The organism is Actinomadura scrupuli (assembly GCF_050971785.1).
GTDB classification, from domain to species: Bacteria; Actinomycetota; Actinomycetes; order Streptosporangiales; family Streptosporangiaceae; genus Actinomadura_E; species Actinomadura_E scrupuli.
Genome location: NZ_JBPCCU010000004.1, coordinates 336,020 through 350,296, shown reverse-complemented (window position 1 = coordinate 350,296; position 14,277 = coordinate 336,020). Strand labels below are relative to the sequence as shown.

General features: G+C 71.1%; 11 protein-coding genes. 3 read left to right on the top strand and 8 right to left on the bottom strand.

Annotated elements, in window-relative coordinates; all coding sequences use genetic code 11:
• Window positions 1-112 precede the first annotated feature (112 nt).
• Genes paaI through ACRYCC_RS20795 form a run of 3 tightly spaced genes read left to right on the top strand, consistent with a single transcriptional unit; the run spans window position 113 to window position 2,448 of the window.
• Window positions 113-508, top strand: coding sequence for a hydroxyphenylacetyl-CoA thioesterase PaaI (paaI, locus tag ACRYCC_RS20805; RefSeq protein WP_433815029.1), 396 nt, complete (start codon window positions 113-115; stop codon window positions 506-508).
• Window positions 505-1,809 carry a phenylacetate--CoA ligase PaaK gene (paaK, locus tag ACRYCC_RS20800; RefSeq protein WP_433814462.1) on the top strand — a complete coding sequence of 435 codons (1,305 nt, stop codon included), beginning with the start codon at window positions 505-507 and terminating at the stop codon, window positions 1,807-1,809. Before paaI ends, paaK begins: the two co-directional genes overlap by 4 nt.
• Before the next feature lie 21 nt (window positions 1,810-1,830).
• The gene (locus ACRYCC_RS20795; protein WP_433814460.1) at window positions 1,831-2,448 is read left to right on the top strand and encodes a TetR/AcrR family transcriptional regulator; all 618 of its coding nucleotides are present in this window, start codon (window positions 1,831-1,833) and stop codon (window positions 2,446-2,448) included.
• Between the two features lie 61 nt (window positions 2,449-2,509).
• On the opposite strand, the gene ACRYCC_RS20790 is transcribed toward ACRYCC_RS20795, so the two are convergent.
• The 8 genes from ACRYCC_RS20790 to ACRYCC_RS20755 all read right to left on the bottom strand — a co-directional run bounded on the left by ACRYCC_RS20790 (window position 2,510) and on the right by ACRYCC_RS20755 (window position 13,984).
• Window positions 2,510-3,538, bottom strand: coding sequence for an ROK family protein (locus tag ACRYCC_RS20790; RefSeq protein WP_433814458.1), 1,029 nt, complete (start codon window positions 3,536-3,538; stop codon window positions 2,510-2,512).
• Window positions 3,539-3,682: 144 nt separating this feature from the next.
• Window positions 3,683-4,060, bottom strand: coding sequence for a hypothetical protein (locus ACRYCC_RS20785; protein ID WP_433814456.1), 378 nt, complete (start codon window positions 4,058-4,060; stop codon window positions 3,683-3,685).
• Complete coding sequence (locus ACRYCC_RS20780; protein ID WP_433814454.1) at window positions 4,041-4,529, bottom strand: hypothetical protein; 489 nt, start codon at window positions 4,527-4,529, stop codon at window positions 4,041-4,043. The genes ACRYCC_RS20785 and ACRYCC_RS20780 overlap by 20 nt, the downstream gene beginning before the upstream one ends.
• 119 nt (window positions 4,530-4,648) lie before the next feature.
• On the bottom strand, window positions 4,649-7,864 hold the full coding sequence (locus ACRYCC_RS20775) for a family 78 glycoside hydrolase catalytic domain (RefSeq protein WP_433814453.1): 3,216 nt from the start codon (window positions 7,862-7,864) through the stop codon (window positions 4,649-4,651).
• A gap of 28 nt (window positions 7,865-7,892) precedes the next feature.
• Window positions 7,893-8,282, bottom strand: a complete 390-nt coding sequence (locus ACRYCC_RS20770; protein WP_433814452.1) for a LamG domain-containing protein — start codon at window positions 8,280-8,282, stop codon at window positions 7,893-7,895.
• Entirely contained in the window at window positions 8,240-8,836 is a 597-nt protein-coding gene (locus ACRYCC_RS20765) for a beta-L-arabinofuranosidase domain-containing protein (RefSeq protein ID WP_433814450.1), read from the bottom strand. The genes ACRYCC_RS20770 and ACRYCC_RS20765 overlap by 43 nt, the downstream gene beginning before the upstream one ends.
• 39 nt (window positions 8,837-8,875) lie before the next feature.
• Window positions 8,876-10,936 carry an alpha-L-rhamnosidase-related protein gene (locus ACRYCC_RS20760; RefSeq protein WP_433814449.1) on the bottom strand — a complete coding sequence of 687 codons (2,061 nt, stop codon included), beginning with the start codon at window positions 10,934-10,936 and terminating at the stop codon, window positions 8,876-8,878.
• A 93-nt stretch (window positions 10,937-11,029) separates the two neighbouring features.
• Window positions 11,030-13,984 (bottom strand): glycosyl hydrolase, encoded by a 2,955-nt coding sequence (locus tag ACRYCC_RS20755; RefSeq protein WP_433814447.1) that lies wholly within the window; start codon window positions 13,982-13,984, stop codon window positions 11,030-11,032.
• Window positions 13,985-14,277: the final 293 nt, after the last annotated feature.

Genomic DNA, 14,277 nt, shown 5'->3' with positions numbered 1-14,277 from the left:
TGCTGCCTTTACTTGGCGGCGAACATTGTCGACCGTCCGTTCGGTCGGTAAATGAGGTGGGTGGAGCCCTGTGTCACAGCCCGTCACACCCGTGCGCACGGCCGCGCACGCCATGTTCGAGACGGACCAGGCCTCCCGGGCCCTCGGGATCGAGCTGCTGGCGGCGGGCGAGGGCCGCGCGGTCGCCCGGATGCGGGTCACCGAAACGATGATCAACGGGCACGACCTCGCCCACGGCGGATACCTCTTCCTGCTCGCCGACACCGCGTTCGCCTGCGCCTGCAACAGCCACGGCCCGGTCACCGTGGCGTCCGGCGCGGAGATCTCCTTCGTCTCCCCCGCCCGCCTCGGCGACGAGCTGATCGCCACCGCGGAGGTGCGCACCCGGTACGGCCGCAACGGCGTCTACGACGTCACCGTGCACCGCGCGGACCCCGGCGGGAGGGCCGTCGTCGCCGAGTTCCGCGGGCGCAGCCGGACCCTCCGGCGGGACGGAGACCGGACATGACCGGCCCGGCCCCCGAGCTCGACGCGGCGGAGCGGCTGGACGCGGACGAACTGCGCGCCCTGCAGCTGAAGCGCCTCCAGTGGACCCTGCGGCACGCGTACGCCAACGTCCCGGCCTACCGCAAGAAGTTCGACGCGGCGGGGGTCCGGCCGGAGGACTGCCGGAGCCTGGCGGACCTGGCCAGGTTCCCCTTCACCACCAAGGACGATCTGCGCGACAACTACCCGTTCGGCATGTTCGCCGTGCCGCAGGAGCAGGTGCGCCGGATCCACGCCTCCAGCGGCACCACCGGCCGGCCCACCGTGGTCGGCTACACCGAGCGGGACCTCGACACCTGGTCCACGGTGATGGCCCGCTCGATCCGCGCCGCGGGCGGCATGCCGGGGCACCGGGTGCACGTGGCCTACGGCTACGGCCTGTTCACCGGCGGGCTCGGCGCGCACTACGGCGCGGAGCGGCTCGGCTGCACGGTCATCCCGGCGTCCGGCGGGATGACCTCCCGCCAGGTGCAGATCATCACCGACTTCCGGCCCGAGATCATCATGGTCACGCCGTCGTACATGCTCACCCTGCTCGACGAGTTCGAGCGGCAGGGCATCGACCCGCGCGCGTCCTCCCTGCGGGTCGGCATCTTCGGCGCGGAGCCCTGGACCGAGCGGATGCGCACCGAGCTCGAGACCCGGACGAACATCGACGCGGTCGACATCTACGGCCTGTCCGAGGTCATGGGCCCCGGGGTCGCGCAGGAGTGCGCGGAGACCAAGGACGGACTGCACATCTGGGAGGACCACTTCTTCCCGGAGATCATCGACCCGGTCGACGGCAGCGTGCTCGGCGAGGGCCGGCCCGGCGAGCTGCTGTTCACCTCGCTCACCAAGCAGGCGCTGCCGATCATCCGCTACCGCACCCGGGATCTGTCCCGGCTGCTGCCGGGGACCGCGCGCGCTCCGCACCGCAGGATGGAGCGGATCACCGGCCGCACCGACGACATGATCATCCTGCGCGGGGTCAACGTCTTTCCCGGCCAGATCGAGGAGATCGTGCTGCGGACCGCGGGCCTGTCCCCGCACTTCCAGCTGGTGCTGACCCACCGGGGCCGGATGGACCACCTGACGGTCCGGGTGGAGGCCCGGCCCGGCACCTCGGCCGAGCGGCGGATCACGGCGGCCGGGGAGCTGGTGCGCGGCGTCAAGGAGGGCGTCGGGGTCACCGTCGAGACCGACGTGGTGGATCCGCGGACGCTGGAGCGTTCGACGGGCAAGCTGCAACGGGTCGCCGACCACCGCGGACACCCGGCCTGAGACGGCTGGGATGATCGGGTCATGACATCAGCGCGAACGGCGGGGCCGCCGGCCCGGCGCGGCCGGCCGGGCTACGACCTGGAGTCGCTGCTGCAGGTCGCAGTCAAGCTGTTCAACGAACGCGGATATGACGGCACGAGCATGGAGGACCTGTCCCGCAAGCTCGGCATCACCAAGTCCGCGATCTACCACCACGTGCCCAGCAAGGAGGAGCTGCTCCGGCTGGCGCTGGACCGCGCCCTGGACGGGCTGTTCGAGGTCGCCCGGCAGGTCGAGGGGACCCCGGGCCCGGCGATCGACCGGCTGGAGCGGCTGGTCCGCGGCAGTGTCGCGGTGCTGGTGGACCGCCTGCCGTTCGTCACGCTGCTGCTGCGGGTCCGCGGCAACACCAAGGTGGAGCGGCGCGCGCTCGCCCGGCGCCGTGAGTTCGACCGGCTGGTCAGCGATCTGGTCGAGCTGGCCGAGGCCGAGGGCGACGTCCGCCCCGACGTCGATCCCGCCCTCACCAGCCGCCTGCTGTTCGGCATGGTCAACTCGCTCATCGAGTGGTACCGGCCACGCCGCGGCTCCGACGCCGCGGAACTGGCCGACGCCGTCTGCAAGATCGCCTTTGACGGGCTCCGGCAGACCCGGCCCTGACCGTCACCGCGACCGGCGATCGGCGTCCGGCGGGCAGCGGGCGGCGATCACCAGTCGCCGGTCAGCGCTGATCCGTCACGGTCTCGCGTGCCGCCAGGGCCGCCCCGCGCGCTCCCGCCATGTCCAGGTCCGGTACGAGCGCGAAGGTCGCGACCTCGGCCTGTTCGGCGCGGAGCAGGGTGTGGGCCCGCACCCGCTCCAGGAACCACTCCCGGAACCGGGGGGCCGCCTCGACCACCCCGCCGCCGACGAAGTACGCGCTCGGATCGGTGAAGTTCGCGGCGATGGTGAAGAGCCGCCCGAGCGCCATCGCCTGCTGCTCGAAGACCTGCAGGGCCAGCTCGTCGCCGTCGACGGCCAGCCCGCGCAGCAGCTTGGCGGCCTTGCCGACGGGCATCCCGGCCAGCTGGTGACCTTCGTAGCGGGTCAGCCAGTACGGCAGCAGGTTCTTCACGATCCCGGTCAGCGAGGCCACGCTCTCGGCGTCGCCCACGAAGCCGCAGTTGCAGACGGGCTCCGGCTGGCCCTCGCCGAGCAGCCCCTGCAGCGGGATGTGCACGTGGCCGAGCTCCCCGGCCATGCCGGCCGCGCCCTTGACGACCTGCCCCGCCTCGATCACCCCGCCGCCCAGGCCGGTGCCCACGATCGCGGAGATGGAGGAGTGGAGGGCGGCCTCGGCCCCGAAGCACGCGTGGTGGGCGTAGAGCGCGGCCGCGTTGCCGTCGTTGTTGTAGACGACCGGGAGCTCCAGCCGCTCCTCCAGGGCACCGCGGAAGTCGAACCCGTGCCACACCGGCTCGGAGAAGTTCGTGGCTCCCTTGGAGGAGATGACCCCCACGGCGCTCGCCGGGCCCGGGGTGTCCAGGCCGACCGCGCGCACCGACTCCCGGGCGACTCCGGTGAGCGCCAGCACCTCGTCCAGCGCCTCGGCGAGGGCCTTGACGGCCACGTCGGGCCCCTCCAGCACCCGGCTGGGCGTCTCGACCAGCCGGTCCACCAGGAAACTCCCCGACCCGTCGAGGACGGTGGCGTTGTTGGCGGTGCCACCGTTGTCGAGACCTACAACGACCCATTGTCCTGGCGTGCTCACAGGCATGATGGTGGCCCCAGCCGGACGGTTCGGTCAAGCCGGGCTCCGGGCGGCGGCGGACCGGGTCTCCCCACGTCGGCCCGGGGACCGTCGCGGCGCGGCCGGTCTCCCGGCCGGGCCGCGACGGTCAACCTGCCGTCGGCGTCACCGCATGTCCGCCAGGTCGACGGAGCTCAGGCCGAGCACCGGAGCCCTCTCCTCGCCGTACCAGAGGTGCAGGTGCCCACCGGCGACCCGGGCGCCGGGCGCCGCCAGGCCCTCCGGCCACGGCTCGGTGAGCCACTCGGCGACGGCGTCCTGCACCCCGCCGAGCACCGCCCGCGACGCCGTCTCGATCTTCTCCTCGACGCTCCGGCCGTCCTCGTCGCCGATGAGCGCGGCCGCGGCCGACCCGCCCACCTCCGTCTCCCCGGAGTGGACGCTCACCCGGTCACCGTCGGCGCGGACCGTCAGCCCCGACGGCAGGACCGGGCCGAGGCGGGCGGCGAGAGCGGCCGCGAGGTCATGGGATGACGCAGGCATTCGGCACACTGGTGTAGAAGTTGCCCTGCAGGTCGGTGTGCGTCGCCTCGATGTGGAACGTCTCCCCTCGGGTCCCGTCTCCGGGCGAGACGCTGCCGTGCGGCGCGTAGTTCTGGTTCTTGTGGTCGACGCGGCGGGCGCCCACGAAGACGTCGACCGTCCACGGCCCATCGTTCTTCGACGGGTCGTACATGTAAATACCCCAGGCGACCGTGCCGCCCTGGCTGGTCTGGACGCTGATCTTGCCGGCGTTGCCCGGGAACTCGACGGCACCGCACGACGGTGTGTCCGCCCAGGTGGCCTTGCCGGGCCTGACCGACGCCTTCTTGCCCTTCGGCACGGCGACCATTCCGCCGCCGTGCCCGCCCGGCGGGGTGGGGGCGGCCGGCTCGGTCCGGGCGAGCGAGGGACCCGCCAGAGCCAGCATGAGGCCGGCGGTCCCCGCCATGATGGTGATCCTACGGAGCATGGACAACCCTCCATCGACACTCTCGGTGTTCGGAGAACAACCAAGAGTAGTCGACGGAGGTGTATCCCACGGCCGATCTCCCAGGCGCGAGCCGACGCATGAACGGCCCGCGCCGGGCCTCACCCGGTGGAGTCGAAGGTCCAGGTGCCCGAACCCACCTGGTGTACTGCGGCGGAGCCCGGAACCTGCACCTGCGCGCTGCTGCCCGGAGGCACGGTCACGACGAGCTCGACCCGACCGTCGTTCCTGGCCCAGGAGGTACGGACCTCCCCGTACGGAGTCCGGCGGCTGCCGGCGGCGTGCGTCAACTCCGGCACGATGGCAGGCTTGATCACAAGCTTTTGGAAACCGACGGAGTCCGGGGCCTGCTCGATGCCGGCCAGCCGCCCGGTGAACCAGGAGTCGATCGAGCCGAGCATGAAGTGGTTCTGCGACTGCCCGTTGCCGCCGTCCCACATCTCACCGAGGCTGGTGTTGCCGTGCACCACCTGGTAGCCGTAGCTCGGGCTGGTCGTCTGTGTGGCGATCTTGTACACCACGTCGTCGCGGCCGCCCTGCGACAGCACCCGGAACGCGGCCGGCAGCGAGATCTCCCCGAGCAGCAGATGCCAGCCCGCCGTCTGGATGCTCGAGACCAGGTGGTCGAGGAGCCGCTGCCGCTGATCCGACGGGACCGCCCCCATGTCGAGGGCCAGAGCCTCGGCGCCCTGCCCACCGCCCGCGAAGGTGCCGGTGGCGGGGTTGTAGTACTTCTCCGACAGCGCCTTCACGCTGGCGTCCGCCTTGGCCTGGTACGCCGTGGCGTCCGCGCTCCGGCCCAGCGCTGTGGCGATCTTCGCCATGGTGTCCAGGACCCGCCAGTACCCGTAGGTACCCGAGACGAACTTGGGGAAGGTCCGGTCCGGGGTGATCCAGTCGCCGAGGCTGTAGTCGGTGAGGCCGCCCACCGCCCGGGCCTCCAGATAGCCGGCGTACTTCTTCATGGCCGCGTAGTGGATGCCCATGGTGGCGGTGTCGCCGTAGGCCTGATACAGCTGCCAGGGCACTACCACGAAGGCACCACCCCAGTTGGGGTCGTCCCGGTAGGCGCCGGCCAGCACCGTGTAGTCCGGCACCGTGCTCGGGATGAGCCCGGTGTCGGTCTGCGCGTCGGCCATGTCCTGGACGACCTTGCGCAACTGCGCCTGGACGTCGTAGTTGGCGGTGAGCGCACCGGAGACCAGGTGCGTCTCCTCGAGCCAGCCGAGCTTCTCCCTGCTCGGGCAGTCGGTGAAGACGCTCATCATGTTCCCCTCGATCGCCCGGCGGATGAGCCCGTGGGTGCCGTTGATGATGTCGTCGGAGGAGGAGAAGCTCCCCGCCGGGGCGTTGTCCGCGTGCAGCACCAGGCCGCGGACGGACAGGGATGCCCCCTTCGGCAGGCCACGGACCTCCAGGTAGCGCAGGGCGTGGTAGCCGAAGTGCGGGTGCCAGGTCTCGGTGCCGTCACCACGAGTGGTGTACTGGTCCCAGATCGGGGCTCCGACGTTGCTGGCCGACTGGTAGGGCCTGCCGTCCTTGAGGCTCTCGGCGGGATAGACCCGCACCGTGGTGCCGGCCGGAGCCTTGATGGTGAGCTCGGGCCAGCCGGCGATGTTGCGGCCGAGGTCGAAGACCTTGTAGCCGTCACCTTCACCGCTGAGGGTGCCGTTCAGGGTCTCGGTCACCCGGATCGGCTCGGCCACCCGCCCGCTGAGCACGGTGCCGTCACCGGGCGCGTTCACCGCAACGGCCTGCTGCCAGCCGGCCCGGGCGGCACCGGGCCGGTCCCAGCCGGGGGTCTCCCGCCGCGCGTCGAAGTCCTCGCCCCCGTACCAGTTGGAGAACGTGGTCGGGCCCAGGGTGGTCTGCCAGTCGGCGCCGCTGGCGATCCGACGCACCTGGCCGTTGGCCAGCGTCACCTCGAGCTGGGCGGCGAGCTTCGGATCGCTCGTGGTGGCGGCGAACTTGCGGTACCGGTCCGGGGTGGAGATCACGTTGGCCGTGCCGTTGCCCAGCGTGAGTCCGATGGTGTTGGCGCCGCGGCGGAGCAGCCTGGTCACGTCATAGGTGGCGTAGTGCACCCGGTCGGCGACATCGGTGTCGCCCGGCTCGAGCACGGCATCGCCGACCCGGCGGCCGTTGAGCCCGACCTCGTAGACGCCGAGCCCGGTCACGTAGAGCCGTGCACTGCGGATGCCCTCCGGGAGCCCGAAGTCCTTGGCGAAGATGGGCAGTGCCTCCGGAACCGGGGACGTCGGCGGCTCCTGACCGGTCACGCTCGCCTGCGTGGTGTACGCGCCGGCGGCGTCATCGGCCGTCGAGACGGAGTAGTCGACCGGCGCGTACGGAACCTTGTCGCCCGCGGCCGGGGTGTCCGTACGCGGGTAGAGCAGGACCTGGTCGAAGGACTTGGCGGACTTCAGGTCGACGGTGAGGGTGATCGGCTTGGCCGAGACGTCCGCGCCGGAGTAAGCGGAGCTGGACCAGCCGGCGAAGCCCTGGTTGGTGGTCTGGTTGCCGTCGGTAAGGTACCTGGGCGCCCAGACGCGGTTGACGTTGCCGCCGGTGTCCGAGGGGGTCACCGTGGTGCCCGCGGCGAGGTCGGTCCCGGGGTCGGCGGAGTCGCGGACCTCGAGCTCGGCGAGTTGCAGCCGCCAGGTCTTGTCGGGGAGGTTCTCCACCAGGGGCAGTCCGAGCCTGGTGACGTCGAGGCGGACGTACCGGGCGGTGGTCTTGGGCAGCTTCACCACCAGCGGGGTGGGCTGCTTGGCCTTGAACTGCCAGTCCCGGTGGGTGATCCACTGAGCCGACCAGTCCTGTACGGCGGTCAGCCCGGTCTCGAACCAGGCCGGCACGGTCCACCCGGAGGAACGCCCGCCGGTCCAGACCCGGACTCGCCAGTACACCCGGCTCCGGCTGCCGATCTTCTTGCCTGCGTAGTCGATCCGCTGGTCCGCGGCGGCGACCCGTCCGGTGTCCCACAGGTCGGGCCGGTCACCGTCGAGCCGTTCCCGGCTCGTGGCGGCCTGCACCTGGTAGGCGGTCTGGACCACTCCGCGCCCGCCGGATCGGATCTGCCAGCTGAGCGGCGGCGTGGTGTCGTCGATGCCGAGGGGCTCGCTGAGGTCGGCGGCGCGCAGCCCGGTGGCGCCGGAGCCCTCGTCGGCACCGGCGGGGACGGCGGTCACCGTGCACAGGACGGTCAGGATCGCGACGATCGAGGCACCGCGACCGGCATGACGTTTCAGCGACCCTGTCTCCCAGGAGGTGGTGGAGACGATCGGGGCGCCGCGACGGGCATGACGTTTCAACAACACTGTCTCCAAGGGGTGGTGGAGTGGATCAGTTGCCGGCGAGGTGCAGCGCCGCGACGTCGGCCGCAGTCAGGGCGTGGTTGTAGACGCGGAAGTCGTCCACCTGGCCGTGCAGGTAGGGGTGGGTGGTGTTCTGCGACCGTCCGAGGTAGTTCTGCGTGGTCGCGCCCAGCACGAGCGGGCTCATGACGAGCGCGGCGTTGCGCCCGGACTCGACGCCGTCGACGTAGAGGACCCCGGTTCTCTCACCGAGGGTGACGGCAACGTGCGTCCAGGCGCCCGTGGGCAGCGGGCCGGCGGCATCGATGAAGTCCTCGCCGTCCATGCCGCAGATCTTCATGGCGAAGCGCGCCTTGCCGGCGCCGGTGCGCGGTGTCAGGAACATGTAGGTCTGCTTGTGGAATCCGAGATCGAACACGCGGGCGGAGTTGACCAGTAGGGCGCCCACGGGCTCCCGCCCGCCTCCAGCTGGTCGAAGACCGTTTCCTCGAAGGCGGACAGATAGCCGCGGTGGTAGCCGGCGCCCGGCGACGCCGCCTGGCACTTCGCCAGCTCCGCGACGATGGAGCGGCCCTTGGCCGCGTACTCCTCGTCGCCGGTGCCGGCGTGCGCCTGCGCCAGCCCGGACAGCAGGTGCCCGATGGAGTGGCCGCGTAGCTGGATCTTCGGTGCCTCCCAGCCGCCGCACGGCTGCGCCGAGGAGGCCAGTCCGACATTGAGCCGGAAGGTGTGCAGGAGCCGGTCGGGGTCGACGAACTTCAGGTAGGCGCAGGTCCGCGCCATGTTGTCGCGGAACCTGCTGTCGAGCAGCGTGACGGCCGACAGCGGGAACGGTGAGAGCGTGGCCTGCGGGGTCCGCGTGGTGTCGGCCCGGGCGGGGCCACCGGGCAGGCCGCTCAGCCCGACGGCCGTCGCCGTGGCGCCCGCGGCCTGGAGGAATCTGCGGCGATTGAGCGGATGTGCATGCTCCATGGGGTGGTCTCCTCAATGCGCTGGGAACGAATGCGGAGGTCAGTCGCGGTGCTGGTGGGCGCTGATCTCGTAGTGGCCGCCGGTCAGGCCGTCGAGGTAGACGTACTCGCCGTCGGTGTGCGCGCCGTACGCCTTGGCCTTGGTGCCGTTCCAGGCGAGCCGGCCGTTGACGAAGACCGTGATCTGCTTGCCGAACGTGGGCACTCCGGCCCGGCCGGCGCCACCGCGCGGGACCGTGAGGTCGGCGTCGTATCCGCCGCGCTTCTGGTCCACGCGCCAGGAGGCCTCGACCTGCCCCAGCGTGGTGGTGATCCGGCCCCGTGCGAAGGTGAGGTCGGCGGTGTGCGGGACGAAGTCGAAGGTCCGCCCGCCCGTGCCGGTCGGGTTCAGCCCCAGCACGTAGAACGTGAGCGCCGACGTCGGACCGGTGGCCCAGCCATGCGCCAGGCTGACGTAGGTGCTGCAGAAGACACAGCTCTCCGCGGCCCGGTACGACTCCCAGAACGTGCTCTTCGTCCCGGCCGGGTCGTTGAGCATGTAACCCCACTGACGCCGGATGATGTCGACCCCGGCCTGGTCGGCGGGCCGGCCGCCGGCCGCGAAGTGGGCGCTGACCTCCATGGAACCGGCGAAGACCCCCGGGTTTCCCTTGTTCTCGGGGGAGGTCGTCCCGCGGTCGTTCCAGTTGCCCTTCAGGACCGTGCTGATGCTGCGCGCCTTCGCCTGGTCGGCCAGGCCGTACCAGACCGCGAGCGCGTTGCCGTCCTGCGGGTGGATCGTCGAGGTGGGATAGAACTTGTACGCGCCTGCGGTGACGTCCCAGAAGTAGGTGTCGATGGCGGTGCGCAGGGCCGCCGCCCGGTCGGCGTAGGTCCGCGCGAGTGTCGCGTCGCCCTCGGCCGTGGCCAGCGTGGCTCCGGTCGTGAGCACCCGCCACAGCAGCACGTTCGCGATGAGGTTCTCGCCCTTGGCCAGGCTCCGTACCGAGTCGGACGTGCCGGTGATCGACAGCAGGCCGTTGGCGTCCATCTTCTGGCCGCTGTAGTCGACGCCCCGGCGGTAGGCGCTCCAGATCCCGTCGAGCCAGGTCTTGTCGCCGGTGTAGAGGTAATAGTCGTAGGTCGCGGCCAGCGTCCACAGGTGGTAGGTGTCCGAGCCGTATTTCTCCAGCCTCGGCCCGGCGTAGGGCAGCTCGCCGGTGTCCTTCTGGTACTGGTACACCGTGGTGAGCGCGTTGCGCGCCGACACGGTGTCGTCGAAGGCCGCGTACGACGAGGGGATCTCGATGCCCAGGTCGCCCGGCCAGACCGTGCGGTCCCGCTTGCCGCCGTCGACCAGGATCGTGTCGCCGACGCCGACGGTGCCGCCGTTGTCCCAGAGCTCCGCGGGCGCGGGCCAGGTCCGGCCGCTCCCGGGGGCGATGGTGTTGAGCTGCATCGTGTAGGCGCCCGCGTACCAGATCTTGTTGAGCAGATCGTCGCTCGAGTAGAAGTAGTTCGCGTAGCGCGCGGGGTTCTTCATCGCCGGTGCGGCGGTGAAGTACAGCGACACCCTGTCGAGGTCGACCCAGCCGCCGGTGTTCATGAAGATGGTCAGATAGCGGAAGCCGCCGCGCAGGTACCGGTCCGGCATGGTGTAGCCGGTGGCCCCGTTGACATCGACGGAGATCGCTCCGTCCCGGCTGCGGGGACCGCCGGTCGAGGAGTCGCTGGTGGTACCCACGTACATCGACGACTCGTTGAAGGCCAGGCCCACGTTCTGCGCGCCGTCGGAACCCGCGACGTGCAGGCTGACCAGGCCGGCGACGTCCTTGCCGAAGTCCAGGGTGACGTACGAGCCGGTGCCGCTCAGCCTGGTGGGCCTACCGGACAGCACGGCGTCGGCGTCGGTCACCGTGCCCTGGGTGTTGTAGATCGCGACCGGCTTCACCGTCCGGGACCGCGGTGAGTAGTTGTAGGCGTCCCAGGGGCGTACGGACGGCGGCCGCGGGCCGGGCTCGGCCGCGGCCACCGGGCCGAGCAGAACCGGCACCGTCAGGGCCGCCAGACCCAGAGTGATCGCGGTCGCACCATGACGACGTCGCAATATCCTGTGAGACATGAGTTCCTCGCATTCCAGCTGATCACGGGGCATGAGGGGTTCATGGTGCGGGAGGGCGGGCCAACGCCCTCCCGCACACGGTTCGGGTGGGGCCTAGCGCACCGCCGCCTGACCGTAGGGGACCAGCCGGACCGGGCCGATGAGCCCGTACGCCTGGCGGGAGGCGGGGCCGTAGACCGCGGCGTCGGCGACCCGCAGCCGGTTGTTCAGGGTGGTCGCCACCTCGACCTCGATGGTGTTCGTACCGGACTTCAGACAGGGCCCGACGTCCACGACCGGGTTGAGCAGGTCCACGGGAGGCAGCCGGCGGCCGTTCACCGTGACCCGGACGGTGTCGAAGACCTCGCCCAGATCGAGGTACGCGCCGTACCCGCCGGTCCAGCCCTTCGCCAGCTCCACCGTGGCGGTGTAACGGCCGATCCCCGAGACGTCCTGCAGCTCGGCGATGGCCGGCCATGCCACCAGGGCGTCCAGGGTCAGCCGATGGGTGACCCTCGTCGTCCCGGCCGCGGTGCTTCCCGGCTGCCAGTCCTCGACCTCCAGCTTCCAGGCCTGCAGGGGCATGACGGCCGGAACGTCGGCGATCGTGGTGGTGACGGTCCTGCCGCTGGACAGGACGGTGGCGTACGAGCCGGCTCGCGCGGAGCGGACCACCAGCGTGTCACCGGCGAACCGTGCCTGGTCGGCCTCGGTGCTGGTCGAGTGCGGGTTCCGGGCGGGCTTCTGGTCCAGGAAGGCGGGCCGGGCGAGCACGATGACGGTCGCCTCACCTGGCTGCAACCTCACCTGGACGGTGATGCGGTCTCCGTCCTCGGTGTAGGTGGCGATCCGCTCGACCTTGCCCGACCAGGCGTCCAGCACGAACGGGATCGCCTTGGGGTGAGCGCGGGTGAGCGAGACCTGGTGCTCGATTGCGGCGACCGGCGGTTTGACCGCCTCCGCGTGCTTGCCGTTGCAGAAGTAGTAGTAGTCCACGTCGCCGTCGATCCGGTGGGCGTTGAGCAGGGTGGAGCTCTGTGCGTACACCGCGTCCCGCTCGATCCCGAGGCCGGCCAGCGCGTCGGGGATGCCGGCGGTGTCGGCGACGGTCCGCACGGTCGGCTGTGCGAGCAGCCTGGTGAGCAGCGCCTGCAGCTTGTCGTTCTCGCCCGGCTTGGGCACGCCGGGCACGTGGGCGTCGCTCCACGAGCCCACGAAGACGATCGGCAGCCCCTTGCTCGCGAACTCGACCAGCCGCTCGGCGGTCTCCACCGGCATTGTGTGCTCCCGGCCCGCGACGACGTCCCCGTCGACGACGAGCACCTTGTACGCCGGGCCGTCCGATGCCAGCCGGCCGCCGGACACCTTCGCGCTCGGCAGCTTGAGGAGCTCAGGGCTGAGGATCTGGTGGGTCCAGCCGAGGGGCACCCCGGTCGCGGTGAACCACTGGGCGCCCAGCCCCGTCCCCACAAAGCCGGTCTGCCAGAAGTACGCGACGTCCACGCTCGGCTCGCCTTCGCGCAACACCTTCTGGACCCGGCTCAGGTAACCGGTCACATCCTGGATGTGCCGCCAGGTCGGGTGCCGGGGGCCCCACGACTCGCCATAACCGATCGCGCCCTTGTACGGCGTGAACGCCGCGAACCCGGGCCAGTTGGCGCCGGGGGCGGAGGCGTAGGAGAAGCCGTGCACCATGACGTTGTTCACCCCGGCGGCGAACTGGCCGCCGACGGTCTTCAGCACCTTCTCCCAGGTGGTGTTGTACGCCCCGCCCGTGTAGGCGCCGAGCTCCTCGGACAGGAGCCGCCGGCCGGCCATGTCACGGGCACCGGCCAGGCACCGGAAGTCGTCAAGGTTCTTGAACCCGATCGACTCCCCCTCCGGGATGTCCAGGATCGCCGCCGAGGAGATCGCGTCGGTCTCCAGCCCGTACGGCTGCGCGCGCAGGTCCAGCCCGATCGAGTGCGCCCACGTCTTGAGCCTGGTGAAGTGGTTCTCGTTGATGAGCTGGGTGAGGGTCTTCGACAGGTCACGCCGGATCTGCTTGGTGAGGTTCGCCTCGAAGGCGTAGACGAGGTTGCCGCCCTGCTTCACCACGGCGGGCAGGTACGGCATCAGCGAGTAGCCGATGCGCTTCTCGAACTCGGCCGGCAGGCCCGGCGTCCAGTTGATCCCCTTGGTCTCGAGCTCGATGGAGTCCTCGAACAGCGCTCCCCCGCTCTTGCGGAGCAGCTTGCGGATGCGCGGGGTCAGGATCGAGTCCTCCCAGAAGTCGATCACCGCCTGGGTCCCGGCCCGGCTGAAGTGATCGACGACGTAGGCGTCCGGTGAGGTGTGCGGACCGCCCTCGGGCTGCTGGCCGGAGCCCCGGACCCAGTGGCCGAAGAGCACGTAGTCCCCGTCACCGGGCGCGGTCCAGGTGAGCTGCCCGTCCTTCACCTGGGCGGTCAGATCCTGGATCGAGCCCGCCTCCAGCCCGGTGATCTTCCGCGCCGCGTTGGCCGGGTCGACGCGGAACGCCTGGACGGCCAGCAGCGTCTGCGCCGTCACGCCAGAGGCGGCCGGCGTGGGCGGTACGGGGACAGCGCCGTTGTACGTCGCGCCGCTCGCCACGGCCGCCGTGCCGCACGCGAGCTCCTTGATGGCGGCCGGGCTGTCCGGCGTGATGGTGGGCACCGATGCCGGCCAGGCAGGGCCGATCGTGAGGTCGACCGTGACGTCCCGCTCGGCCGCCCGCTCGAGAGCGGCCTCCACCCCGGCCGCCCAGGCCGGGGTGCCCCAGCCGTGCCCGGCCGGGTCGAGCGAGGAGGAGCCGGTGACGCTGTGGTGCACGGCGGCGATCTCCACCCGGCCGAAGCCGGCGTCGGCGATCTGGTCGATCTCCGCACGGATCTCCGCGGGGTCGACCATCCCGTCCGGCCACCACCAGCGGAATCCCGGCTGCGTGTCCCGTCCGGGGTCGAGGAACCGGCCGGCGTCCGCACCTCCTTCGGCCCAGGCGTCGGGGGCCCCGCCCAGCGGCGAGCCCCAGGAGATTGCCGCCCCGGCCCCCACAGCGGTGGCCGTCAACAGAAAGCCACGGCGACCGAAGTGACCGACAGGCACTGAATTCTTACTGCTCAAGGTGAGTGTCCCTCTGAAGGAGTGGTGATGCCGTGCTGGTGGCCAGGCGCGGCGAAGTGGGACGAGCCCGGGCCGGCCGTGTACACGGCGCAGCCGTCCCGCATGCGCAGGAACGTCGCCCCCGGGGTGGGGGCCGCGTCGGCGGCGGGCCTGGTTTTCGGGCAGGCCGAAGAGAGTCCGTGGCCGGATGGCCCGGTCCTTCCTGCCGTCGCCTGGAGAGCGGATCCCCCGATCACGCA